The sequence below is a fragment of the Streptomyces sp. MK7 genome, assembly GCF_032658145.1.
GTDB lineage: Bacteria > Actinomycetota > Actinomycetes > Streptomycetales > Streptomycetaceae > Streptomyces > Streptomyces spiralis.
Window position 1 is genome coordinate 547,321 of record NZ_JAVACL010000001.1, and the last position, 25,238, is coordinate 572,558.

The 25,238-nt window shown below is 71.0% G+C and carries 16 protein-coding genes and 5 tRNA genes; 10 read left to right on the forward strand and 11 right to left on the reverse strand.

The window, feature by feature from the left end; translation table 11 throughout:
* Positions 1-38 precede the first annotated feature (38 nt).
* The gene (locus tag R2S09_RS02500; RefSeq protein ID WP_316739524.1) at positions 39-2,732 is read right to left on the reverse strand and encodes a SpoIIE family protein phosphatase; all 2,694 of its coding nucleotides are present in this window, start codon (positions 2,730-2,732) and stop codon (positions 39-41) included.
* 560 nt (positions 2,733-3,292) lie between these two features.
* Between R2S09_RS02500 and R2S09_RS02505 the strand changes: the two genes are divergently transcribed.
* The 3 genes from R2S09_RS02505 (at position 3,293) to purM (ending at position 7,007) form a co-directional block, all read left to right on the forward strand.
* On the forward strand, positions 3,293-4,090 hold the full coding sequence (locus R2S09_RS02505; RefSeq protein ID WP_316739526.1) for a sterol carrier family protein: 798 nt from the start codon (positions 3,293-3,295) through the stop codon (positions 4,088-4,090).
* Positions 4,091-4,345: 255 nt separating this feature from the next.
* A complete protein-coding gene (gene purF / locus R2S09_RS02510) occupies positions 4,346-5,875 on the forward strand; it encodes an amidophosphoribosyltransferase (RefSeq protein WP_306190588.1) in 1,530 nt (509 codons plus the stop codon).
* 34 nt (positions 5,876-5,909) lie between these two features.
* Positions 5,910-7,007 carry a phosphoribosylformylglycinamidine cyclo-ligase gene (gene purM, locus R2S09_RS02515; RefSeq protein ID WP_316739529.1) on the forward strand — a complete coding sequence of 366 codons (1,098 nt, stop codon included), beginning with the start codon at positions 5,910-5,912 and terminating at the stop codon, positions 7,005-7,007.
* Positions 7,008-7,155: 148 nt separating this feature from the next.
* Here purM and R2S09_RS02520 read toward each other — a convergent pair whose 3' ends face one another.
* Complete coding sequence (locus R2S09_RS02520; protein WP_306190586.1) at positions 7,156-7,407, reverse strand: DUF3073 domain-containing protein; 252 nt, start codon at positions 7,405-7,407, stop codon at positions 7,156-7,158.
* Positions 7,408-7,725: 318 nt separating this feature from the next.
* Positions 7,726-8,826, reverse strand: coding sequence for a Glu/Leu/Phe/Val dehydrogenase dimerization domain-containing protein (locus R2S09_RS02525; RefSeq protein ID WP_316739531.1), 1,101 nt, complete (start codon positions 8,824-8,826; stop codon positions 7,726-7,728).
* A gap of 232 nt (positions 8,827-9,058) precedes the next feature.
* Here R2S09_RS02525 and R2S09_RS02530 point away from each other — a divergent pair, with 232 nt between their 5' ends.
* Positions 9,059-9,928 carry a hypothetical protein gene (locus R2S09_RS02530; protein WP_316739533.1) on the forward strand — a complete coding sequence of 290 codons (870 nt, stop codon included), beginning with the start codon at positions 9,059-9,061 and terminating at the stop codon, positions 9,926-9,928.
* Positions 9,929-10,470: 542 nt separating this feature from the next.
* Positions 10,471-10,677 (forward strand): developmental transcriptional regulator BldC, encoded by a 207-nt coding sequence (bldC, locus tag R2S09_RS02535; protein WP_003949541.1) that lies wholly within the window; start codon positions 10,471-10,473, stop codon positions 10,675-10,677.
* Between the two features lie 532 nt (positions 10,678-11,209).
* Here the strand turns inward: bldC and R2S09_RS02540 are convergent.
* The 8 genes from R2S09_RS02540 to R2S09_RS02575 all read right to left on the reverse strand — a co-directional run bounded on the left by R2S09_RS02540 (position 11,210) and on the right by R2S09_RS02575 (position 19,352).
* The gene (locus R2S09_RS02540) at positions 11,210-11,461 is read right to left on the reverse strand and encodes a DUF6274 family protein (protein ID WP_306190583.1); all 252 of its coding nucleotides are present in this window, start codon (positions 11,459-11,461) and stop codon (positions 11,210-11,212) included.
* A 775-nt stretch (positions 11,462-12,236) separates the two neighbouring features.
* Positions 12,237-12,311, reverse strand: a tRNA-Asp gene (locus R2S09_RS02545).
* 101 nt (positions 12,312-12,412) lie between these two features.
* A complete protein-coding gene (hrpA, locus tag R2S09_RS02550) occupies positions 12,413-16,408 on the reverse strand; it encodes an ATP-dependent RNA helicase HrpA (RefSeq protein ID WP_316739536.1) in 3,996 nt (1,331 codons plus the stop codon).
* Between the two features lie 183 nt (positions 16,409-16,591).
* A complete protein-coding gene (locus tag R2S09_RS02555) occupies positions 16,592-17,269 on the reverse strand; it encodes a histone deacetylase (protein ID WP_316739537.1) in 678 nt (225 codons plus the stop codon).
* A 111-nt stretch (positions 17,270-17,380) separates the two neighbouring features.
* Positions 17,381-17,454: transfer RNA gene (locus tag R2S09_RS02560), tRNA-Phe, on the reverse strand.
* A gap of 24 nt (positions 17,455-17,478) precedes the next feature.
* A tRNA-Asp gene (locus tag R2S09_RS02565) sits at positions 17,479-17,553 on the reverse strand.
* A gap of 38 nt (positions 17,554-17,591) precedes the next feature.
* Positions 17,592-17,664, reverse strand: a tRNA-Glu gene (locus R2S09_RS02570).
* Between the two features lie 197 nt (positions 17,665-17,861).
* Positions 17,862-19,352 (reverse strand): metallophosphoesterase, encoded by a 1,491-nt coding sequence (locus R2S09_RS02575; protein ID WP_316739539.1) that lies wholly within the window; start codon positions 19,350-19,352, stop codon positions 17,862-17,864.
* Positions 19,353-19,470: 118 nt separating this feature from the next.
* On the opposite strand from R2S09_RS02575, the gene R2S09_RS02580 reads away from it, so the two are divergent.
* The 5 genes from R2S09_RS02580 to R2S09_RS02600 all read left to right on the forward strand — a co-directional run bounded on the left by R2S09_RS02580 (position 19,471) and on the right by R2S09_RS02600 (position 24,979).
* Positions 19,471-19,821: a metallopeptidase family protein gene (locus R2S09_RS02580; RefSeq protein WP_306190579.1), complete on the forward strand. Its 351-nt coding sequence runs from the start codon at positions 19,471-19,473 to the stop codon at positions 19,819-19,821.
* Positions 19,822-19,951: 130 nt separating this feature from the next.
* Positions 19,952-20,482, forward strand: coding sequence for a hypothetical protein (locus tag R2S09_RS02585; RefSeq protein ID WP_316739542.1), 531 nt, complete (start codon positions 19,952-19,954; stop codon positions 20,480-20,482).
* 442 nt (positions 20,483-20,924) lie between these two features.
* Positions 20,925-23,114: a DEAD/DEAH box helicase gene (locus R2S09_RS02590; RefSeq protein WP_316739544.1), complete on the forward strand. Its 2,190-nt coding sequence runs from the start codon at positions 20,925-20,927 to the stop codon at positions 23,112-23,114.
* Between the two features lie 100 nt (positions 23,115-23,214).
* A complete protein-coding gene (locus R2S09_RS02595) occupies positions 23,215-24,771 on the forward strand; it encodes an amino acid permease (protein WP_316739546.1) in 1,557 nt (518 codons plus the stop codon).
* Between the two features lie 135 nt (positions 24,772-24,906).
* Positions 24,907-24,979, forward strand: a tRNA-Lys gene (locus R2S09_RS02600).
* The last annotated feature ends 259 nt before the right edge of the window (positions 24,980-25,238 follow it).

A 25,238-nucleotide genomic window follows, 5' to 3' on the forward strand; every position in this document is an offset into this window, starting at 1 on the left:
GTGCGGGCCCGCCGTCGTGTCCGGGGCGGCTTCCCGGCTCACAGCGCGGGATCGCCGAACTGTTCGAGGAGGGCGTCGACCGGCGTGGAGGCCAAGGCGGAGGACGTGCCGTCGTCGAGGACCTGTTCCGTCCAGATGATCTTGCCGCGGGGGGTGTACCGCGTTCCCCAGCACTGGGCGAACTGCGCGACGAGGAACAGCCCACGCCCGCCCTCGTCGGTGGTCGCGGCCCGCCGCAGGCGCGGAGAGGTGCTGCTGGCGTCCGAGATCTCACAGGTAAGACTGCGTCCGTACAGCAGCCGTACCTCGATCGGCGGGGCCGCGTACCGGATCGCGTTCGTGACCAGCTCGCTGAGGATCAGCTCCGTGGTGAACGCGACCTCCTCCAGCCCCCACTGCTGCAGCTTCTCGCGGCACCAGGCCCGCACCGAGGGCACCACCGCCGGGTCCGGTGGCACGTCCCGCGTGGCCACGCGCCAGGGCGGGAACAGGCGCGTACGTGCCACCAGGAGCGCGATGTCGTCGCGGCGGTGCGGGGTCTTCACGGCGTCGATCAGCGCCTGGCAGGTCTCGTCCGGGGTGCGCCCCGGGGCCCGGCCCAGCACCTGGCGCAGTGTGTGCAGCCCGGCGTCGAGGTCGTGGGCGCTGTCCTCCACCAGGCCGTTGGTGTACAACACCAGCTGGGAGCGCTCCGGCAGCTGCAGTTCGGCCGGCTCGAAGGGGTAGCCCTGCAGGCCGAGCGGGGCCGAGACCGGGATGTCGGGGCAGGTGACCGTCCCGTCCGGAGGGACCACCGCCGGGACCGGGTGCCCCGCGCTGGCCATCGTGCAGGTTCCGGTCAGCGGATCGTAGATCGCGTACAGACAGGTCGTCCCCGCCACGCCCGCCCCCTCGCCGCCGTCGGGGTGGTCCCCGATGGACTCCTCGTGGTCCATGCGGACCACCAGGTCGTCCAGGTTGCCGAGCACCTCGTCCACCGGGAGGTCCAGCGAGGAGAAGTTGTGCACCGCGGTGCGCAGACGCCCCATCGTCGCCGCCGCGTGCAACCCGTGGCCGACGACGTCGCCCATCACCAGCGCCACCCGTGCGCCCGGCAGCGGGATGACGTCGAACCAGTCCCCGCCCACCCCCGCCGCGGCCGGCAGGTACCGCCAGGCCACCTCGACCGCGTCCTGTTCCGGCTGCCCCCGCGGCAGCAGACTGCGCTGCAGTGCCACGGCCATCGTGTGCTCCCGGGTGAACCTCCGGGCGTTGTCGACGGTCACCGCCGCCCGCGCGGTGAGCTCCTCCGCGAAGGACAGGTCCTCCGACCCGAAGGGCTGGGAGTCCTGGGTCCGGTAGAAGTTCGCCACGCCCAGCGCCACGTTCCGCGCCCGCAGCGGCACGGTGATCAGTGAACGTATCCCCAGCTCCAGGGCCTTGTGGCTGCGCTCGGGTTCGTGCTCCTGCCAGCCGCGCGCCCGCCGCAGGTCCGGCTCCAGCACACCCGTGCCCTGCTCGAGTGCCAGCATCTGCGGGGTCCCGGGCGGGAACGCGACGGTGTCGTCCAGAGGATGGACCGGCAGCGCCTCCTGCGCGCCGCCGATCGCCGTGCGCCGCAACCGCCGCCAGTCCTTCGTCCTCGGCTCCCAGCCGTGCAGCACGGGTTCGAACAGATCGACCGTGACGACGTCGGCGAACTGCGGCGCCGCCGCCTCGGCCAGCTCCTGGGCCGTGCGCCGCACGTCCAGCGTGGTCCCGATCCGTGTGCCGGCCTTGTACAGCAGCTCCAGCCGCTCCCGCGCCACCTCGGCCCGGCCCGACACGGCCGCCAGCTCCGTGGTGTCGCGCAGCGTCACCACGCTGCCGCGCAGCTGGTCGCCCGGGAAGGTGGGCCGCTTGTTCACCGCCAGCAGCCGGCCCTCCACCGGATGCACCTCGTCGGTGACCGCTTCCGGCGACGTGAGCAGGTCCATGATCCGTTCGGGTAGTCCGAGGTCGCGGACCCGGGTGCCCTTCGCCTCCTCCGGCAGGCTCAGCAGCCGTCGCGCCTCGTCGTTGGCGAGGAGCAGCCGACCGCGGTCGTCGGTGATCAGCACTCCTTCCCGCACGGCGTGCAGGACCGCGTCGTGGTGCTCGTACATCCCCGCGAGCTCGGCCGGGGCCAGGCCGTGCGTCTGCCGCAGCAGCCGCCGGCCCACCAGCGTCGTTCCGGCTCCGGCCAGTACCAGTGCGGCCGCGCCGGCACCGAGGGTGATCGGCAGCTGCGGCATCCACAGGCGCGCCACGTTCTTGACCGTGAGGCCCGCCGAGACGAGCCCGACGATGGTGCCGTGGGTGTCGGTCACCGGCACCACCGCCTGCACGTCCGTTCCCCTGCCCGCCGGCAGGGGCGGCCCGCCGGCCTGCTCGACGACGGTCCGGCCGTGCAGCGCGGGTTCGAAGGTGCCGACGAACTTCTTCCCGATCTCCTGCGGGTAGGGGTAGGTGTAGCGGATGCCGTGGGTGTTCATGACGACGACGAAGTCCACGCCCGACCGCTTGCGCGCCTGTTCGGCGCGCGGCTGCAGCACCGCCGTGGGGTGCGGGCCGAGCAGCGCCTGTGCCGTGCCGGGGGCACTCGCGAAGGACTGGGCGGCGACCACCGACACGTGGCGCCCCTGCCGGAGGGCGTCGTTCGCCGCCTGGGTCATCACCGCCGCCACCCCGGCCGCGACGAGCAGCAGCACGATCAGGACCTGGAGAAGGAACACCTGCCCGGCCGAGCTGCGCGGGTTGATCAGGCGAGGGAGCCGACGAGAGCGCCCGGCGAGCGGATCATGCGGCTGTGTTCGGGATCGCCTGAAAGGCACCTCCACCTACCCTTCATAGCACTTCCGGCACCGAGTGGCCGACCGGCGGGAAGGCTCTGCCCACCCGCGGGCCGGAGCGGGACGACCGGATACGGCGAAGAGCCCGCCCGCCGGTCAGCCGAGGGCACCTCCGCACACGGTCACGGGTACCCCGTCGGCCGAGCCGGGACTTCGGCGGCCGCAACGACGAGGAAAGGTGCACGGCGCCATCACCCCGGCGCCGCACGGGGAAACGATGTCCGTCGCGCAGACGCGGGCCGTCACCCGTGCCGCGCGGGGCGCGCGGCACGGGGCGGCGAGGAGACCGGGCACGGGCACCCGGCCTGGTGCGCGGGAGCATGGCGGCCGCGCTGAATTCCGCGCACCCGGCGCTCTCGGCGAGGGCGTCACCGTCGCCTCGTGGCCCGCTGGGGCAGGGAACGGCCTGAAGGGCCGGGTGGCGAGGGCATAGGCTCACCGCCATGCCACCGGCCAAGAAGCGCGCCCGCAGCTACGACCCCGCCAAGACCCGCGCCGCCGTTCTCGCGCAGTTGGGCAACGTGCGGGAGGCCGTGCGCGGCCTGACCCCGGATCAGCTGGCCCTGCCCACCCGGCTCGGCGACTGGACGGTGCGCGAGCTGATCGCGCACATCGGCATGGCGATCACCGCCGTCCACCGAGCCCTGGGCCGGCCCGCGCCGCCCGAGCAGGACGTGACGGTCGTGGAGTGGCCCTTCGCCACGGCGGCCGACGCCACCGCCATCGACGCGTTCACCCGAAACGTCGCGGCCGAACACGGCGACCCGGACGCCTACCTCGCAGGCGTCGACCACGGGCTGCGCGCCCTCCTCGCCGAGCACCCCGGCACCCGGCTGCTGACGACCAACGCGGGCGCGCTGCCCCTGGACGACTACCTGGTCACCCGCACGGTGGAGCTCGTCGTCCACACGGACGACCTCAACGCAGCCGTCCCGGCCCTCGACGTGCCGTACGACCGCCAGGCCCTGGCCACCGCCACCCGCCTCCTCGCCGACGCCCTCGCGGCGAAGGCGCCCGGCGGCTCCACCGAGGTGCGCATCCCGCCGTTCGCCGTCGTGCAGTGCGTCGAGGGCCCCCGGCACACCCGCGGCACCCCGCCCAACGTCGTCGAGACCGACCCGCTGACGTGGATCCGGCTGGCCACCGGACGGACGACATGGCGGGACGCGCTCCACGACGCCAAGCTCAGCGCCGGCGGCGACCGAGCCGACATCTCGGGGCTGCTGCCGCTCATGGCGTGAGCGGGACCCGGGGGTCCGGGGGCGGTCCGGGGGCGCCTCCGCCGCCCGAATGGTGTGCGACACCTCACTCATGTCCACCGCGGCAGGGGCCTCCGAGGCGCGGTGGTGGCGTGGGAGCTTCCCGCCGTCGCGCCTGCGGCACGCCGTTGAGCTGCGCAAACGTCGAAAATAAGTCGTCTGCGGCGGGCAAGTGATCCACTTCCGCCGCGCATCCCCAATTCGGACCAGTGCTCGGCCTCGCCTACACTCGGTGGCGTGCCACGTGGTGACGGTCGACTCAATCACGATCTGCTCCCCGGTGAGAAAGGCCCCCAGGACGCGTGTGGCGTCTTCGGTGTCTGGGCTCCGGGCGAAGAGGTCGCAAAGCTCACGTACTTCGGGCTCTACGCCCTCCAGCATCGGGGTCAGGAATCCGCGGGAATCGCGGTCAGCAACGGCTCCCAGATCCTCGTCTTCAAGGACATGGGCCTGGTCTCCCAGGTCTTCGACGAGACCTCACTCGGTTCGCTCCAGGGTCACATCGCGGTCGGTCACGCCCGCTACTCGACCACCGGCGCCTCCGTATGGGAGAACGCCCAGCCGACGTTCCGCGCCACCGCGCACGGTTCCATCGCGCTCGGCCACAACGGCAACCTGGTCAACACGGCGCAGCTCGCCGAGATGGTCGCCGAACTGCCCAAGGACACGGGCGGCCGCTCGACCCGCGTCGCGGCCACCAACGACACCGACCTGCTGACGGCCCTGCTGGCCGCCCAGGTCGACGAGGACGGCAAGCCGCTGACCATCGAGCAGGCGGCCCACACCGTCCTGCCCCAGGTCAAGGGCGCCTTCAGCCTCGTCTTCATGGACGAGCACACCCTGTACGCGGCCCGCGACCCGCAGGGCATCCGCCCGCTGGTCCTCGGCCGGCTGGAGCGCGGGTGGGTCGTCGCCTCCGAGACCGCCGCCCTCGACATCGTGGGCGCCAGCTTCGTCCGCGAGATCGAGCCGGGCGAGTTCGTGGCGGTCGACGAGAACGGCCTGCGCAGCTCCCGATTCGCGGAAGCGAAGCCCAAGGGCTGCGTCTTCGAGTACGTCTACCTGGCCCGCCCCGACACCGACATCGCCGGCCGGAACGTCTACCTCTCCCGCGTGGAGATGGGCCGCCGCCTCGCCAAGGAGTCCCCGGTCGAGGCCGACCTGGTGATAGCGACCCCGGAGTCCGGCACCCCCGCCGCCATCGGCTACGCGGAGGCCTCGGGCATCCCCTTCGGCGCGGGTCTGGTGAAGAACGCCTATGTCGGCCGGACCTTCATCCAGCCCTCGCAGACCATCCGCCAGCTCGGGATCCGGCTGAAGCTGAACCCGCTGAAGGAAGTCATCAAGGGCAAGCGCCTGGTCGTCGTCGACGACTCGATCGTCCGCGGCAACACCCAGCGGGCCCTGGTGCGGATGCTGCGCGAGGCCGGGGCCGCCGAGGTGCACATCCGGATCTCCTCGCCGCCCGTGAAGTGGCCGTGCTTCTTCGGCATCGACTTCGCCACCCGCGCCGAGCTGATCGCCAACGGCATGACCATCGACGAGATCGGCACCTCGCTCGGTGCCGACTCGCTGGCGTACATCTCCCTGGACGGCATGATCGAGGCGACCACCATCGCCAAGCCGAACCTGTGCCGCGCCTGCTTCGACGGCGAGTACCCGATGGAGCTGCCCGACCCGGAGCTGCTCGGCAAGCAGCTGCTGGAGACCGAGCTGGCGGCCGGTCCCGCCGCCACGGCGGCCACCGACGCCATCCGTCGCCCGTAAGCCTCGTAGAAACCAACCCGAAAGATCCCAGGCAATGTCTGCTGTGTCAGATCAGTCGACTCCGTCGACGGGCCGTTCCGCCGGTGCTTCCTACGCGGCTGCCGGAGTCGACATCGAGGCGGGCGACCGCGCGGTCGAGCTGATGAAGGAGTGGGTGAAGAAGACGCAGCGCCCCGAGGTCCTCGGCGGCCTCGGCGGCTTCGCCGGCCTCTTCGACGCCTCCGCCCTCAAGCGCTACGAGCGCCCCCTGCTCGCCTCCGCCACCGACGGCGTCGGCACCAAGGTCGACATCGCCCGGCAGCTGGGCGTCTACGACACCATCGGCCACGACCTGGTCGCCATGGTGATGGACGACATCGTGGTGTGCGGTGCCGAGCCGCTGTTCATGACCGACTACATCTGCGTCGGCAAGGTCCACCCCGAGCGGGTCGCCGCCATCGTCAAGGGCATCGCCGAGGGCTGTGTGCTCGCCGGCTGCGCCCTGGTGGGCGGCGAGACGGCCGAACACCCCGGGCTGCTCGGCGAGGACGACTTCGACGTCGCCGGCGCCGGCACGGGCGTCGTGGAGGCCGACCGGCTGCTCGGTGCCGACCGTATCCGCACGGGTGACGCGGTGATCGCCATGGCGTCCTCCGGCCTTCACTCCAACGGGTACTCCCTCGTCCGGCACGTGCTGCTGAACCAGGCCGGACTGTCCCTGGACGCACATGTCGAGAACTTCGGCCGCACCCTGGGCGAGGAACTGCTGGAGCCGACCAAGATCTACTCGCTGGACTGCCTGGCGTTGATGCGCACCACCGAGGTGCACGCCTTCAGCCACGTCACCGGCGGCGGGCTCGCCGCCAACCTGGCCCGAGTGATCCCGGACACACTGCACGCCGTGGTCGACCGCGCCACCTGGACCCCGGGCCCGGTCTTCGACCTGGTCGGCAGGACCGGCGAGGTCGAGCGGCTGGAGCTGGAGAAGACCCTCAACATGGGCGTGGGCATGATCGCGATCGTGCCGCAGGAGTCGACGGACGCGGCCCTCGCCACCCTGGCCGACCGAGGGGTCGACGCCTGGGTGGCCGGCGAGATCACCGACCGTGGCGAGCACGACACAGGAGCCGCCCTCGTGGGCGACTACGCCTGATCGGCACGATCACCCGGCGATCACGGGGTGACCGCCGGGTGATCCCCGGGTGACGACAGCACGAAACCCGGTCCGGCGCTGGAAGCACCGGACCGGGTGAAGTGCGGAACCTAAGACACGCGTTGGTACGGCCGAGCTGTCGCGGGCGTCAGGCGCCGCGACGGTGTTGCGAGGAGTCGTCCTGCTCGTCCTCGTCGTCGTCCTCGTACAGGTCGGCGTACCGTGCGTACAGGTCATCGTCGTCGTGCTCATCGTCCTCGAAGCGGTCACCGTTCGGTGACTGGTTCGACGTCGATGCGCCCAGCTCCTCGGCCAGGCGTGAGAGGTCCGTCCCACCGCTGTTGTACTTCAGCTGGCGGGCGACCTTCGTCTGCTTGGCCTTGGCCCGGCCGCGCCCCATGGCTCGACCCCCTCAACGACGGGGCTCAACGGCCCCAGAGTCTGACACGCGTTCATGATCCGGAACGGGCTCTCCACAGAGAGACCGGTCCGTAGGGCTTCCACGGTACCTGAGCCCGCGCCCATACGGTACGTCGCCCGCAGGAAGCGCGTGTGCGCAGAACCTTCGAGGCGCCCCGTCCTCGCTGGTCAGTGGCGATTTTAACCAGTTCCTGCCGGGCGACCCGCCGGTGGAAGTGAGAGTTCTCTCCAACTGGCCACCGGCAGGTACCGTCAAGAGCGGGGCATGCCCGGCGTCACCACGCGTGCGCGCTCCGTGTCACCGGGTCCGCGTGGCGCGCGCCTCCGCCATCCGCTGCTCGGCGATCCGGTCGGCCGCGGCGGCCGGCGGAATCCCGTCATCCTTCGCACGTGCGAATATGGCCAGCGTGGTGTCGAAGATCTTCGCGGCCTTCGCCTTGCACCGGTCGAAGTCGAAGCCGTGCAGCTCGTCGGCGACCTGGATGACACCGCCGGCGTTGACCACGTAGTCCGGCGCGTAGAGGATCCCGCGGTCGGCGAGGTCCTTCTCCACCCCTGGGTGGGCGAGCTGGTTGTTGGCGGCGCCGCACACCACCTCGGCGGTCAGCACCGGCACGGAGTCGTCGTTCAGGGCGCCGCCGAGCGCGCAGGGGGCGTAGATGTCCAGGCCCTCGGTGCGGATCAGCGTGTCGGTGTCGGCGACGGCCGTGACACCGGTCGGGTACTGCTCGAGGATCGCCCGTACGGACTCCTCGCGCACGTCCGTGATCACGACCTCGGCGCCGTCCTTGCGCAGGTGCTCCACCAGATGGCGGCCCACCTTGCCGACGCCGGCGATGCCGACCCTGCGGCCGCGGAGCGTGGGGTCGCCCCACAGGTGCTGGGCCGAGGCCCGCATGCCCTGGAAGACGCCGAAGGCGGTCAGCACGGAGGAGTCGCCCGCACCGCCGTTCTCCGGGGAGCGGCCGGTGGTCCAGCGGCACTCGCGCGCCACGACGTCCATGTCGGCCACGTACGTGCCGACGTCGCAGGCCGTGACGTAGCGCCCGCCGAGCGAGGCGACGAACCGGCCGTAGGCGAGCAGCAGCTCCTCGGACTTGATCTGCTCCGGGTTGCCGATGATCACGGCCTTGCCGCCGCCGTGGTCGAGACCGGCCATGGCGTTCTTGTACGACATGCCGCGGGCGAGGTTCAGCGCGTCGGCGACGGCCTCGGCCTCGCTGGCGTACGGGTAGAAGCGGGTACCGCCGAGCGCGGGGCCCAGGGCGGTGGAGTGGATGGCGATGACGGCCTTGAGGCCGCTGGCGCGGTCCTGGCAGAGCACGACTTGTTCGTGTCCTCCCTGCTCCGAGCGGAACAGGGTCTGCAGTACGTCGGACGCGCCGGTTACGTCGGTCACGGTGGTGACTCCCAGGTAAATAGCGGCGAGTGGGGTCGGGCTCCCGTAAGGGTGGCGGGGGCCGTGGCGGAAGATTAGACCCTGATCACCTCCGCGGCGGGCCCAGTGGTCCGGATCACCCTCCCTCGGAGTAGCGTGCCACCCGCGCGTGGGACGATTTGCAGTGGTTTTCCGTCCGTCCGGGCGCGGGCCGTGCGGGTTTCGCCTCCGGTCCGCTGGGGAGGGAGCAGGCGTGCCCAAGGTGTCCTCCGTGGTCGTTCCGTACGCGACCTACTTGCGCGTCTACGAGCCGCTGGCCGCCTTCCCGGAGCCGGAGCGCAGCCACTGGGCGCGCTACGCCCGCCGCCCCGACCGCCCCTCCTACCAGGACGAACTGCGCCGCTCGCTGGCCGATCTGCTGCCCACCCCGCCGGTGGCGGTGCCGGTGCACGAGAGCCGGGACGCGTTCGTGCTCGACGTCGACGGGGTGGTCTGCGTCTGCCCCTGGCGCACCCGGCTGCGGGGCTGGCAGGCCCTGGGTGATCTCGCCGAGGAGCTGCCGGCGGTGGTCCTGGACGCGGTGCTGCCCCCGCTCGTACGACGCCAGGCCACCCAGGACTACGAGCGCTGGCTGGCGGACAACCCGGACGCCCGGCCCTGGATCCGCACGGCGACCTGGCAGGTGCCGCTGAACTGGTTCGTGCTGGTCTCCGACGAGGAGCGGGAGTACGTCAAGGGCGCGGGCGGGCCGGAGACGGCCGGGGACTGCCCGGGCGACGCGCCGCTGCTGCGCTACCGGACGCCGATGGTGCAGGCCCGGCGGCGGGTGGCGCGGGCGCTGCGGGCGCTGCGGGACGCCATCGACGAGAGCCCGCTGATCGACGGGCTGGTGGACGTGGGCCGCTGGCTGGAGGAGTTCCATCCGCGGTCACTGGTGGAACTGGACTACGGCGGCCTGGTGCACGTGCTGCCGGCCGGTGAGCTGGAGGGCGATCACTCGGCCGCCGACGTGGCCGAGGGGATCGAGGCCCTGCGCCTGGGCGACGGGGCGGCGGCGGGCGAGGCGTACGCGCGGCTGGTGGAGCGCTGGCGGGCGGTGCGCGACCTGCGGTCGGCGAACTGATCGCGGCTCGCGCGCGCCCGGAGTGACCTGGATCACGGCTCGAACACCGTCGAACAGCGTACGGTCAGGGGCATTTGAGGGAGCTGACGGGACGTAGGCCCCGATCCGGGCGTTTGTCCCAAGGGTGACGGACGGCACTTACGAGACCCTTGCTCTAGTTGCCCCTCCTCGTGCCAAAATAGGACAAGGAGTTCGGGGAGTGCTCCGTCCGCCCAACTATGCTCCGGCATGGGTGGAATCTCCGCATTGCACGCTTTGGGGGGTCTGGTGACTTCCTGATTGTCCTGTGACTGATCGTCACAGTGGTGTGACTGTCCGCTATGGCATGGTCCATCGGCTTCCGTCGGTGATGAACACCTGGGAGGGCAATTCCATCGGTTTGGCCGACGCGGCTGGACAGATGGTGTAGTTGTAGTGCCGAGGACAAGCCGTTCGTCCTATAACCGACTCGACTCGCGTCCGCCATTTCGGGCAACGCGGGTCAAGGTGCAGAATTTAGAGGAAAGAACCGAGAAGGTTCGGTTCTCCCGAGGAGGCCGCTCATGACCGCTCGCACCCCTGATGCCGAGCCGCTGCTGACCCCGGCTGAGGTCGCCACGATGTTCCGCGTCGACCCGAAGACGGTCACGCGGTGGGCGAAGGCCGGGAAGCTCACGTCGATCCGCACGCTCGGCGGGCACCGCCGCTACCGCGAGGCCGAAGTCCGCGCTCTGCTCGCGGGCATCCCGCAGCAGCGCAGCGAGGCCTGAACAACTCCATAACCGGGCAAACCGGCTGGTCCCCCAACTGGCTGTCATGTCCGGACCCATAGCTCCAAGCGACGCGGGTCCTGCCCCAACAGGTCCCTCGCCCGAGCCGTCAGAGCTCTTCAGGCAATGCAACGGGTGCGTCGTAGATCGCGCTGGACTCCGCCGGGTCCAGCGCGATCTTTTTTGTGCGCTCGACGGGGGCCGGGTGCCGCGTGTGTGAGCGGCCTTGTCGGAGGTTGGGGAGGGGCGTCGGATCCCTGGTGGAGTCCCCCGCCGGAGCCGCGCCGGCCCTTCCCGAGGGCCTCACAGGGCAGTGCAATTGCACATATTAAATCGACCCCTTGTAGGACGGGTGTAAGTACCGCGCTTTCAAAAACTCATGCGGTGACACCCGTCACATGTCAGGACGCTTGTTGCGCGCCGCCTCCGTGCGCTAGAGGAGCTTCCGGTTCCACCGGCCCACGCAGGCACGGGAGTTCGGGTTGGAACCGGTCGTTCGTGCGCCGGTTCACCGAGATCGTCCGGCGGGCCCTCACGCGGTCGAGGGCTGCTCGTCCTCCCACACCGCCTCCAGGACCTCCAGGGCCTCCTCCGGGGCGCCTTGGGCCGTGTCGGGGGCGTCCGTGTCGATCCGGAGGGAGCTCGCCCCGGGGGAGCCGTCCATCGCCAGCCGCAGGAGGTGGTGACAGATGGGGCAGTGGCGGGTGAGATGGCGGTACGACGAGGCGGCCGCGAGGTGCGCACGGAGTAGCGCCCGTGTCTCGTGCCTGGCCGATGTCGCCATATGCCACCTCCAGCGGACCGCACGGCAACGGCAGCCCTGCTTTCTGGGGTACCGAGGGAATGTGACGCCGTCAAGGCCACACCGCACACGAAGGCTCGGTCCGGCCGGCTGGAGTGGGGGGTGTGCGGCTGCCGTCCCCTGGCGGGAGCTGGGGGTGGCCAGGTGCCTGTCGGTCTGGACGGGTTGGGGTGGCCAGGTGGCCGTCGGTCTGGACGGGGTGGGGGTGGCCAGGTGCCTGTCGGGCACGACGAATTGGGGGTGACCAGGGGGCCGTCGGTCTGGATGGGCTGGGGGTCCAGGTCCGGTCGGCTTGGGCGGTCGGGCGTGCGGGTGTGTCGCTGACGGGGTGGGGTGGGCGGGACCGCGGTCGGCTTGGGGGGTGGGGCGTGCGGGTGCCCGTCGGCCTGGACGGGGTGGGGTGTGCGGGGCCTCCGTCTGGGCGGGTGGGGGCGGGCGGGAGCGCCGCTGACAGGGTGAGGACTGTGCGGGTGCCCGTCGGCCTGGACGGGGTGGGGTGTGCGGGGCCTGTCCGTCTGGGCGGGTGGGGGCGGGCGGGAGCGCCGCTGGTGGGGCGAGGGCGTACAGGTGCTCTGCACCTCGAGGGGCGACGCATGGGGAAGGCCCGCATCCAGTGTTGGATGCGGGCCTTGCTTGCGGCCCTGACGCGATTTGCAGTGTCCGATGGCGGCTTCGCCGCGGGCGCGGCCTCCGCCTCGACAGGGCGGGGTGGGTATGAAGAAGGCCCGCATCCGGTGCTGGATGCGGGCCTTGCTTGCGGTCCTGACGGGATTTGAACCCGCGGCCTCCACCTTGACAGGGTGGCGAGCACTCCAAACTGCTCCACAGGACCAGGTTTTGCGGCGCCATTCGTGCGTTGCGCTGCGAGAAGAGACTGTACAGGAGGTGGGGCGCCTGGTCGAACTCACCTAGCGTGCAGGCGCCGTCACCACCTCACGACCGGGACGGAACCGCCGCGTCGATCGCCTTCACGATCCGCTTGTCCGAGACCGGGTACGCCGTGCCCAGCGCATGGGCGAAATAGCTGACCCGCAGCTCCTCGATCATCCAGCGGATCTCCCGCACCTGCTGGGGCACCGGGCGCCCCTGCGGCATCTGCTCCAGCAGCCACGCGTACTCGTCCCGCATCTCCTGGACCTTCTCCATGCGCGTGGTGTCCCGCTGGACGTTCGTCGGCATCTGCTGCAACCGCCGGTCCGCGGCCACCAGGTAGCGCATCAGGTCGGGCAGCCGCCGTATCCCCGCATCCGTGACGAAGCCGGGCTTCACCAGGCCGTCCAGCTGCTGCCGTACGTCCGCCAGGTTCGGCAGCAGCGCGGGGCTGCGCACGGCCTTCAGCCGGCGCTCACAGGCCTGCCAGGCGGCCAGCACCTGCTGCACCTGGCCCACGGTCCGCACGGTCAGGTCCACAATCTCGGCGCGCACCCTGTCGTAGAGCTTCCGGTACGACTCCTCGTCCCACGCCGGCCCCCCGAACTCCGTGATCAGCCGGTCCGCCGCCGCCGTCGCGCAGTCGTCGAACAGGGCCTGGATCGAACCGTGCGGGTTCGCCGACAGGCCCAGCTTCTGCTGGTTGGTCAGCTTCTCGGACGCGAACTTCGCAGGGCTGACCGGGATGTTGCGCAGGATCAGCCGCCGCGTGCCCTTCCACATCGCCTCGACCTGCTCCGCCTCGGTGTCGAAGAGCCGTACGGAGACGGTGTCCGCCTTCGGCCCGTCGTCGACGAGCGCGGGGTAGGCCTTCACCGGCTGGCCGGCCCGGCGGGTCTCGAAGACCCGGGTCAGCGAGCCGATCGTCCAGTCCGTCAGCCCCGTGCGCTCCAGCGACTCGCCGCCGGTGCGCTCCGCGGTCGCCGCCGCGGCCTGGGAGAGGGCCTTGCGCGCCCTCGGCCTCAGCTTGAGCTTCAGGGCTTCGAGGTCCTTGTCCTCGGCCAGCTTGCGCCGCCGCTCGTCGACGACCCGGAAGGTGATCTTCAGATGGTCGGGGACCTTGGCCCAGTCGAAGTCCTCGGCCTCGAACGGCACGCCGACCATGCGCTTCAGCTCGCGCGCCATCGTGGTCGTGAGGGGCTCCTGGAGGGGTACGGCGGTGTCCAGGAACCGCTTGGCGTAGTTCGGCGCCGGGACGTAGTTGCGGCGGATCGGCTTGGGCAGCGAGCGGATCAGCTCGGTGACGACCTCCTCGCGCAGGCCCGGGATCTGCCAGTCGAAGCCCTCGTCGGTGACCTGGTTGAGCACCTGGAGCGGGACGTGGACGGTCACACCGTCGGCGTCCGCCCCCGGCTCGAACTGGTACGTCACCCGGAACTTCAGGTTCCCCTGCCGCCACGAGTCCGGGTAGTCCGCCTTGGTGACCGCCTCCGCCGACTCCCGGATGAGCATCTCCCGCTCGAAGTCCAGGAAGTCGGGCTGCTCGTGCCGCTTCCGCTTCCACCAGGAGTCGAAGTGCGCACCGGAGACCACGTGTTCGGGCACCCGCTGGTCGTAGAAGTCGAACAGCGTCTCGTCGTCGACGACGATGTCCCGGCGCCGGGCCCGGTGCTCCAGCTCCTCGACCTCGCTCAGCAGCTTGCGGTTGTCGGCGAAGAACTTGTGGTGCGTGCGCCAGTCTCCCTCGACCAGCGCGTTGCGGATGAAAAGCTCCCGGCTGAGCTCGGGGTCGATCCGGCCGTAGTTCACCTTGCGCTGCGCGACGATCGGCACGCCGTACAGCGTGACCTTCTCGTACGCCATCACCGCCGCCTGGTCCTTCTCCCAGTGCGGTTCGCTGTACGTCCGCTTCAGCAGATGGCCGGCCAGCGGTTCGACCCACTCGGGCTCGATCTTCGCGTTGACCCGCGCCCACAGCCGCGAGGTCTCCACCAGCTCCGCGGACATCACGAACCGCGGCGGCTTCTTGAACAGCGCCGAGCCGGGGAAGATCGCGAACTTGGCGTTGCGGGCACCCAGGTACTCGCCCCGCCCGCCGTCCCGGCGCGCGCCCGGACCCGAGTCCTTGGACTCCTTCACGTCCTTCATGCCGATGTGCGAGAGCAGACCGGCGAGCAACGAGATGTGGACACGGTCGCTCGGGGCGTCCTGGTCGTTGAGATGGATGCCCATCTGCTTGGCGACCGTGCGCAGCTGGGTGTAGATGTCCTGCCATTCGCGAATGCGCAGGAAGTTGAGGAACTCCTGCTTGCACATCCGCCGGAAGGAACTGGACCCCCGCTCCTTCTGCTGCTCACGGATGTAGCGCCAGAGGTTGAGGAAGGCGAGGAAGTCGCTGGTCTCGTCGCGGAACCGGGCGTGCTGCTGGTCGGCCTGGGTCTGCTTGTCGGCGGGGCGCTCGCGCGGGTCCTGGATGGACAGCGCGGCGGCGATCACCATCACCTCGCGCACGCAGCCGTTCCGGTCCGCCTCCAGGACCATCCGGGCCAGCCGCGGGTCGACGGGCAGCTGGGCGAGCTTGCGGCCGGTCTCGGTGAGCCGCTTGCGCGGGTCCTTCTGCGCCGGGTCGAGCGCGCCCAGCTCCTGCAACAGCTGCACACCGTCACGGATGTTGCGGTGGTCCGGCGGGTCGATGAACGGGAACTTCTCGATGTCCCCGAGACCGGCCGCGGTCATCTGCAGGATGACGGACGCCAGGTTGGTGCGCAGGATCTCGGCGTCGGTGAACTCCGGCCGGGCGAGGAAGTCGTCCTCGCTGTAGAGCCGGATGCAGATGCCGTCGGAGGTACGTCCGCAGCGTCCCTTGCGCTGGTTGGCGCTGGCCTGCGAGACCGCCTCGATGGGCAGCCGCTGCACCTTGGTGCGGTGGCTGTAGCGGGAGATCCGGGCGAAGCCGGGGTCGATGACGTACTTGATGCCCGGCACGGTCAGGGAGGTCTCGGCGACGTTGGTCGCCAGCACGATCCTCCGGCCGGAGTGCGGCTGGAAGACGCGGTGCTGCTCGGCATGGGAGAGCCGCGCGTACAGCGGCAGCACCTCGGTGAACCTGTACTGCTTCTTGTTGAGCGCGTCGGCGGTGTCGCGGATCTCCCGCTCGCCGGAGAGGAAGACGAGGATGTCCCCGGGCCCCTCGGCCATCAGCTCCTCGACGGCATCGGTGATCGCGGTGATCTGGTCCCGGTCGGCGTCGTCGGAGTCCTCTTCCAGCAGCGGCCGGTAGCGCACCTCCACGGGATACGTCCGCCCGCTCACCTCGATGATCGGCGCGTCGCCGAAGTGCCGGGAGAAGCGCTCGGGGTCGATGGTGGCCGAGGTGATGACGACCTTGAGGTCCGGCCGCCTCGGCAGCAGCTGGGCCAGGTAGCCGAGGAGGAAGTCGATGTTGAGCGACCGCTCGTGCGCCTCGTCGATGATGATCGTGTCGTAGGCGCGCAGCTCGCGGTCGGTCTGGATCTCGGCGAGCAGGATGCCGTCCGTCATCAGCTTGACGAAGGTGGCGTCCGGATCGACCTGGTCGGTGAAGCGCACCTTCCAGCCGACGGCCTCGCCCAGGGGCGTGTCCAGCTCCTCGGCCACGCGCTCGGCGACGGTCCGGGCCGCGATCCGGCGGGGCTGGGTGTGCCCGATCATGCCGCGCACGCCCCGGCCCAGTTCCATGCAGATCTTCGGGATCTGCGTGGTCTTCCCGGAACCGGTCTCACCGGCGACGATGACGACCTGGTGATCGCGAATGGCGTCGGCGATCGTGTCCTTCTTCTGGCTGACCGGCAGCTGCTCGGGGTAGCTGACGGCGGGCACGCGGGAGCGCCGGACGGCCATGCGTGCCTCGGTCTTCCCGATCTCCGCCTCGATCTCGGTGAGGACGGCGGCACGGGCCTCCGGCTTGCGGATCTTGCGCGCGCCCTCGAGCCTGCGCCCGAGCCGGTGCGCGTCGCGCAGCGACAGCTCGGTCAGACGGGAGGCGAGGGCGCCAAGGGCGGGGGCGGGATGCGTAGACATACGCGATCCAGGATCTCACCTCGGGGAAATCGCGCGCGAATGATTTGACCGCGGCGTCCGGTGGACCGTACACGGACCGACTCGGCCGGCTCTGTCCGGCCCGAGCGGCCCTCCCACAGGCTGTGCCGCACAGATCGTGCCGCACAGATCGTGCCGCACAGATCGTGCCTCAAAGGTCGTGTCTCAGAGGTCGTGCGGATCCGCTCGCAGCAGGTCCGTGACGGCCTCCTCGGACCAGTGGCCTACGGCGCCGGGGCAGGCGGCGATGTAGGAGGCGATCGCCTCCGCGTCCCAGGCGCCGGCCGCCAGCAGGCCCCCGGCCAGGAAACGGACGTAGGCGGCAGACGGCGGGTTCGAGCGCACGTCGTTCATGCCCCAGGGCGCGGTGAAGGTGAGGACGGGCAGGCCGTCCACCTGGCCGGCGCAGACGAGGGTCTCGTAGCGGCCCGGGCCCAGCACGGCCCGGCCGTGGGCGAGCACCTCGCCCAGGTCGAGACCCGCGCCGGGCTCGCGGTACATCTCCTGAGCCGCGATGTCGCAGAACTGCTCGGTCGACAGCAGGTGGGCCCGTGCCATGACCCGGCCGTCGGCACGCGGGTCGTAGAAAGCCCTGCCGCCTCCCCACACCGCTGACTCGGTGGCGAAGTACAGGGCGCCGGTCAGTTCCACCGGGATCGACCGGGAGGGCATCCGGGGGTCGCGGCACCCCGGATACGTCCGTGCGGATCCCGGCGGTCTGCCGCCCCGGATGTAGAAGGCGAGCCGGTCGAGATGCATGTTCGAGCCGTAGGACGTGTACCAGACCCGCTCCGGGCGCGGGTCGGTCGGTAACGTCCGATCGATGCTGTTCAGGGCCTTCACGCCTGCTGGCTCCTCGATCCGGCGGCGACGCCGCGCGTCCGGTACGGCGGCACGAGTAAGCCCCTCTCCGTGAGTGCCGGAGAGGGGCTTATGCCCTGGTCAGGGCGGTTGTGGCTGGGGCCGGGGTCGAACCGGCGACCTTCCGCTTTTCAGGCGGACGCTCGTACCAACTGAGCTACCCAGCCACGAGGTTTCACGTGAAACCTCAGCGGTCCTGACGGGATTTGAACCCGCGGCCTCCACCTTGACAGGGTGGCGAGCACTCCAAACTGCTCCACAGGACCATGTGGTTGTGTGCAACATTGTTGCACACGGTATTGCGTGCCCCCAACGGGATTCGAACCCGTGCTACCGCCTTGAAAGGGCGGCGTCCTGGGCCGCTAGACGATGAGGGCGGACTACCGGTACTGCTGCTTCAGGATCCGCCCCGGTGGGACGTCAGAAGCATGTGACTCCGCTTCCCCCCGAGAGGTTCCGCTTCTCCCTTGCCCCTGACGGGGGTCGGGACGGTCAAGCCCTGACCGCTGCCCTTGGGCACGACGAGACTGTACTACGGGTTTCGGGGTGCGACCAAACCGAAAAGATGCGTCGCTCAGGGTTGGTTCTCCTCGGGCAGGTGGCGGCTGACCTCGGCCGTCGTCTGGCCCAGGCCGCCCAGCTTGATCGCGTCCCAGGCCTGGAGGCGGTGGTTGTCGCGGTCGAAGTAGAGGATCGACGCCTCGATCGGGGCCGGGTATTCGTGTTCGACCGCCCGCAGCCCGCTGCCGCCCGTCGAACCCTCCATGCGCAGCCGGGTGCCGTACTTCATGACCTCCGTGTCCTCGTGGTGCAGATGGCCGCACAGGACCAGCGGCACCGTGCCGTCCGTCTCGCGGGCCGCCGACGGCTCGTGGGCGACGGCGACGTCGACCGGAGTGCCCCTGGCCTGCTGCTCGCGCAGCGCCGACGCCAGACGGGTGCCCGCCATCTGCTCCGCCGCGTCGCCGCCGGGCACCGCGGAGCGGTCGGGGGTGAACTGGGGGTCGCCGGTGCCGGCGAAGCGCAGGCCCGCGACCGTCTCGGCGCGGCCGTCGTCCAGGACGTGCACGTTCTTCATGCGCTCCAGGTAGCGCTGGGTGGTCATCGAGTCGTGGTTGCCGCGCACCCAGACGTACGGCACGCCCAGGTCCTTCACCGGGTCCAGGAAGCCGTTCTCCGCCGCCGTGCCGTGGTCCATCGTGTCGCCGGAGTCGACGATCACATCCACCTTGTACTGCTCCACCAGCGAGGCGATGATCTTCCAGCTCGCCGGGTTGAGGTGGATGTCGGACACGTGCAGGACGCGGATGGTCGTCGGGTCCGGCTGGTAGGCGGGGAGCGTGGAGGTGACGTCGTAGAGCTTGGTCACGTTCGTCACCAGGCGCGCCAGCTCCTTCTGGTAGACGTCGAACTCGGTGACGATGCTGCGCGCGTTGCCGACGAGGGAGGGCGCGGAGGACAGCAGCCCGGAGAACTTGGGCTCCAGCACGGACTTGGGATTCCAGGTGGCGTACGCCGTCGCCCCGGACGCGGCGAGCAGGGCCAGCGCCAGGCCGCCGGCCGCCAGGGCGCGGCGCGGGCGGCGGTAGACGGCGAGGCCCAGGGCGGTCGCGCCGGAGACCACGGCCACGCAGGACCGTACGGCCAGGCCGAGGGTGCCGTGCTCGACGTCGTGCACGACCTCGTCCTGGAGGCCGGATATCCGCTCGGGGTGGTCGACCAGTGCCTGGGAGCGTTCCGGGTCGAGCTGGTCGACGTTGACGTCCAGGCGGACCGGGGCCACATGGCTGTCCAGGTCCAGGGCGCCGAGCGGGGAGACGTTGATCCTCGTGCCGCCGCTCAGGGAGGGGCGCAGGGCCATCGTCGTGTTCATGGGGCCGACCGGCACCCGTACGCTGCCGACGATCAGCAGCCCCAGCCAGGCACCGGCGAGCACCACCGTGACCAAGCCGAGGGCGCGGAGCCAGGGGTGCGGCTCTGGGGTCAGGGTGAGGGAACGCACCGCCCTCCGTGGGCCGTGCGTGCGGTGCAGCCGCTTCAGGGCTGCGACGGAGACGCGGGCCATTGGTCGCGTATGCCCATGCGCGGCGCCGGATATGCGGGGTGCGGGGGGATGGGGCGTGTGGGACATGCGCCGGTGTGCGGGTGGGGCCGTGTCCGGTCGGGTACCGGACAATGGGCCTGTGCTGGAGATGACGCGCGAGGAGTTCGAGGAACTGGTCGCCGAGGCTCTCGACCGGATCCCGCCGGAACTGACACGGCTGATGGACAACGTCGCGGTGTTCGTCGAGGACGAACCGCCCGCCGACGACCCCCAGTTGCTCGGGCTGTACGAGGGCACGCCGCTGACCGAGCGCGGTGAGTGGTACGCGGGTGTGCTGCCCGACCGCATCACGGTCTTCCGGGGGCCGACGCTGCGGATGTGCGAGTCCCGCGAGGACGTCGTCGAGGAGACCGAGGTGACCGTGGTGCACGAGATCGCCCACCACTTCGGCATCGACGACGCCCGGCTGCACGCCCTGGGGTACGGCTGAGGCACTGGAACCGGCCGCGCCGGGATACCGGGGCCGGCCATGTCCTGCGGCCGGCGCCCGCGCCCGCGTGTCCTCTTGCGGGCAACGGGAGTTGGGCACGGAGACTTCTTCCTCCCGGAGGTGGCTTCCCGTGCGCCCCTTGCCTGTATCCGTCCGACTCGCCGCCGCGGCTCTCGCCGTCACCGCCGCCGCCGGCTGCGTGAGCGTGGGGGAGGACTCCGGCGGCGGGGCCCGGCCGCCGCACTCCGCGGACCGGCGCGGCGGTGGGGCACAGGCCGGGGGAACGGACGTGGCCGGCGGTACGGCGGGACACGCCGGTGGCGCGGGCGACGCCAGGCACGGGCACGGGGAGCAGGAGAAGGGGAAGAAGGACGCGTCGCCGTCCGCGTCGGCCTCGCCGTCGGCCACGGGCAGCGCGTCCGCCGCACCGCCCGGCAAGCGCGCGGTGCCGCCGAAGCCAGGCGCTCCGACCCCGACCGAACCGGTGCCGGCGCCGCCGCAGACGTCCGCCGCGCCGGAGCCGCCCCCGGCCTCGTCGCCCCCGCCGCCGGCCTCGCCGGAACCGACGGTGGCGGAGCCGTCGTCCTCGGCGCACGAGGGCACAGGGACCCAGCTGGAGCAGCGGGAGCCGGCGCCCGAGCCGGGACGGCTGAGCGGCTGATCGGCTGAGTGGCTGTGCGGCTGTGCGGCTGAGTGGCTGAGTGGCTGAGCGGCTGTGCGGCTGTGCGGCTGTGCGGCTGTGCGGCTGACGTGAGGGCCGGCGGGAATACCGATGTGCGGGGCGGGTGTGATGGCGTCGGCCTGTGGGCGGCCGGGGCGCCGGCTCCTGACCGGTGGAGCCGCTGGCCTTCGGGTCGGCCGGGTCTCCGGGCCTGGGGTTGACCGGGCCGCTGACCTGCGGGTACGGCCTCCGGTTTGCCTTGAGGGGCAGTGGGTGCGTATGGTGGCAGATCGTTTGATCCCATTTGCCCGGCGCCCACGCAGAGCGCGCCGTGTGGCGCGTACTCTCCCTTGCCGTGGCGGACCGCATCGAGGCGGTCGTGATGCGAAACACGGAGTTGACGGGCGCGTGCCGACGAGACTCCGGAAGGTTTCGCATTCGCATGTCCATTGCCAGTACTGATCACGTCGTCGTGCCCGAGAGCATCGAGGACGCCCCCGAGACCCACGAGGCCGCCGAGGCTGCCCAGCAGGCCGGGGCCGCGGAGAAGGAGGGGGCCCGCGAGGTCACCTTCGCGGACCTGGGCCTTCCCGAGGGCGTCGTCCGCAAGCTCGCACAGAACGGCGTGACCACCCCCTTCCCGATCCAGGCCGCGACCATTCCGGACGCCCTGGCCGGAAAGGACATCCTGGGCCGCGGCCGCACCGGCTCGGGCAAGACCCTCTCCTTCGGTCTGCCGACCCTGGCCACGCTGGCCGGCGGCCGCACCCAGAAGCACAAGCCGCGCGCCGTCATCCTCACCCCGACCCGCGAGCTCGCCATGCAGGTGGCGGACGCCCTCCAGCCCTACGGCGACGTCCTCGGCCTGAAGATGAAGGTCGTCTGCGGCGGCACCTCCATGGGCAACCAGATCTACGCCCTGGAGCGCGGCGTCGACATCCTCGTCGCCACCCCGGGCCGGCTGCGCGACATCATCAACCGCGGCGCCTGCTCGCTGGAGGACGTGCGGATCGCCGTACTCGACGAGGCCGACCAGATGTCCGACCTGGGCTTCCTGCCCGAGGTGACCGAGCTGCTGGACCAGGTTCCGGCGGGCGGCCAGCGAATGCTGTTCTCCGCGACGATGGAGAACGAGATCAAGACCCTCGTCGACCGCTACCTGACCGACCCGGTCAGCCATGAGGTCGACGCCGCCCAGGGTGCGGTGACGACCATGTCCCACCACATCCTGATCGTGAAGCCCAAGGACAAGGCGCCGGTCACCGCGGCCATCGCCTCCCGCAAGGGCCGCACCATCATCTTCGTGCGCACCCAGCTCGGCGCCGACCGCGTGGCCGAGCAGCTGCGCGACGCCGGCGCGAAGGCCGACGCGCTGCACGGCGGCATGACCCAGGGCGCCCGCACCCGCACCCTGGCCGACTTCAAGGACGGCTACGTCAACGTCCTGGTCGCCACGGACGTCGCCGCGCGCGGCATCCACGTCGACGGCATCGACCTGGTCCTGAACGTCGACCCGGCCGGTGACCACAAGGACTACCTGCACCGCGCCGGCCGTACGGCCCGCGCCGGCCGCACCGGCACGGTCGTCTCGCTCTCGCTGCCGCACCAGCGGCGCCAGATCTTCCGTCTGATGGAGGACGCGGGCGTCGACGCCTCGCGTCACATCATCCAGGGCGGCGCGGCCTTCGACCCGGAGGTCGCCGAGATCACCGGTGCCCGGTCGATGACCGAGGTGCAGGCCGAGTCCGCGGGCAACGCCGCGCAGCAGGCCGAGCGCGAGGTCGCCCACCTCACCAAGCAGCTGGAGCGTGTGCAGCGGCGCGCGGCGGAGCTGCGCGAGGAGGCCGACCGGCTGATGGCCCTGGTCGCCCGGGAGCGGGGCGAGGACCCGGCCGCCGTGGTGGCCGAGGCGCAGGCGGTGGCCGAGCGGGCGGCCGAGCTGTCGGTGCCGGAGCAGCCGGCGGCGCAGGACGTCGACCGCGCCGAGCGTACGGCGGCTTCGTCGTCGTACGACCGTCGTGAGCGGCGGGACGAGCGCGGCGGGCGGACGTTCGACCGCGAGCGTTCCTTCGACCGGGACCGTGACCGGGACCGTGGTGGCCGTTCGTTCGAGCGCCGTGACGACCGGGGCGGTTTCAACCGGGACCGCGACCGGGATCGGGACCGCGACCGGGACCGTGGTTTCGACCGCGGTGACCGGGGCGGGTTCCGCCGGGACGACCGTGGGGACCGGGGCGACCGCGGCGGCCGTTCCTTCGACCGTGACCGCGACCGTGGCTTCCGCCGCGACGACCGGGACCGTGACCGGGACCGTGGTGGCCGTTCGTTCGACCGCCGTGACGACCGGGGCGGTTTCAACCGGGACCGCGACCGCGACCGTGACCGCGCCCCCCGCTCCTCCGACCGTCGGGACGAGCGCGGTGGTTTCCGCCGGGACGACCGTCCGGCCCGCCGCGACGAGCGTGGCGGTCACCGTGGCAGCGACCGTCCGTTCAACCGCGACCGCCAGGGCGACCGCCCCGGCTTCCGCTCGGGTGGCCACGAGCGTCCGTACGGCCGCCGTGACGACCACCGTGGCGGCGGCTCCTTCGGCCGCCGCGAGGACAAGCCGCGCTGGAAGCGCAACGGCTGACACAGGGTGAACGTGAGGGCCCGCACGACCGATGTCGTGCGGGCCCTTTTCGTTGCCCAGTGATGCATGTCACACCACCGGCAAGGGAATTGCTGGGGGCATGACAGATGACACCGGCGCGGCGCGCGGAACGAGCGGGAAGGGCGGGCTGTCGGACGAGGAGCGGCTGGCCCAGCTCGGCTATACCCAGGTCCTGGCCCGCCGCATGTCGGCGTTCGCCAACTACGCGGTCTCCTTCACGATCATCTCGGTGCTCTCCGGCTGCCTGACCCTCTACCTCTTCGGCATGAACACCGGCGGCCCCGCCGTGATCACCTGGGGCTGGGTGGCCGTCGGCCTGATGACGCTGTTCGTCGGCCTGTCGATGGCCGAGATCTGCTCGGCGTACCCGACCTCGGCGGGCCTGTACTTCTGGGCCCACCGGCTGGCGCCACCGCGCTCGGCCGCTGCCTGGGCCTGGTTCACGGGCTGGTTCAACGTGCTGGGCCAGGTGGCGGTGACGGCGGGCATCGACTTCGGCGCCGCGTCCTTCCTGGGCGCCTATCTGAACCTCCAGTTCGGCTTCGAGGTGACCCCGGGCCGGACGATCCTGCTCTTCGCGGCGATCCTGGTGCTGCACGGACTGCTGAACACCTTCGGCGTGCGCATCGTGGCCTTCCTCAACAGCGTCAGCGTGTGGTGGCACGTACTGGGCGTGGCCGTGATCGTCGCCGCGCTGGCCTTCGTACCGGACCACCACCAGCCGACGTCGTTCGTCTTCACGGAGTTCGTGAACAACACCGGCTGGGGCAGCGGCCCGTACGTCGTCCTCCTGGGCCTCCTGATGGCCCAGTACACCTTCACCGGCTACGACGCCTCCGCCCACATGACCGAGGAGACCCACGACGCCTCCACGGCCGGCCCGAAGGGCATCGTCCGCTCCATCTGGACGTCCTGGATCGCCGGCTTCGTCCTCCTGCTCGGCTTCACCTACGCCATCCAGGACTACGGCCGTGAACTCGCCTCCCCGACCGGAGCCCCGCCCGCCCAGATCCTCCTGGACGCCCTCGGGGCGACGGCCGGCAAGCTGCTGCTCCTGGTGGTCATCGGGGCGCAGCTGTTCTGCGGCATGGCCTCGGTGACGGCCAACAGCCGCATGATCTACGCCTTTTCCCGCGACGGCGCGCTGCCCTTCTCCCACGTGTGGCACACGGTGAGCCCGCGCACCCGTACGCCGGTGGCGGCGGTGTGGCTGGCCGCGCTGGGCGCCCTGGTCCTGGGGCTGCCCTACTTGATCAACGTCACCGCCTACGCCGCCGTGACCTCCATCGCGGTGATCGGCCTCTACATCGCCTACGTCATCCCGACCCTGCTGCGCGTGCGCAAGGGCGACACCTTCGAACGCGGACCCTGGCACCTGGGCCGCTGGTCGCAGACGATCGGGATCGTGTCGGTGACCTGGGTCGGCGCGATCACACTCCTCTTCATGCTCCCCCAGGTCTCCCCGGTCACCCGGGAGACCTTCAACTACGCCCCGGTCGCCGTCCTGGTCGTCCTCGGCTTCGCCGCCACCTGGTGGCTCGCCTCGGCCCGCCACTGGTTCCTCAACCCGGCCCACACCCGCACCCAGGCCCGGGAAGCCGCCCACGCCGACGCCCCGGAACCGGCCGACCCCTGATCTCCCTGACTCCGGACCTCAGCCCCCCGCAGAGCGCCCCCCACCGCCCGTACGCCACACTTACGGCCCGGCTCCCGCGATACCCGATCGGAGACTCGGCCTCCTCCGGCTATGCTCGGGGAGGCAACATCGCCTGGGCCCTTAGCTCAATTGGCAGAGCAGTGGACTTTTAATCCATTGGTTGTGGGTTCGAGTCCCACAGGGCCTACGACTGCGGGGGAGGGGTTCACCCCCTCTGACCTGCGAAGAAGGGCCCTGGTCAGCTTCGGCTGGCCGGGGCCCTTCGAGGTCCCGGTGCGCGTGCGTGAGCGGTGCGTGAGCGACTGTGCAGCCGGCGGACGAAGGGACACGGATCGTGGCTCAGCCGAACACTGACGACCAGCCAAAGTCCTGCCGCCCACCTTCGCGTCCATGACAGTGCTGAGGCTGTGGATATCGCACTCCGATACCGACCGGACCGCAGCGGA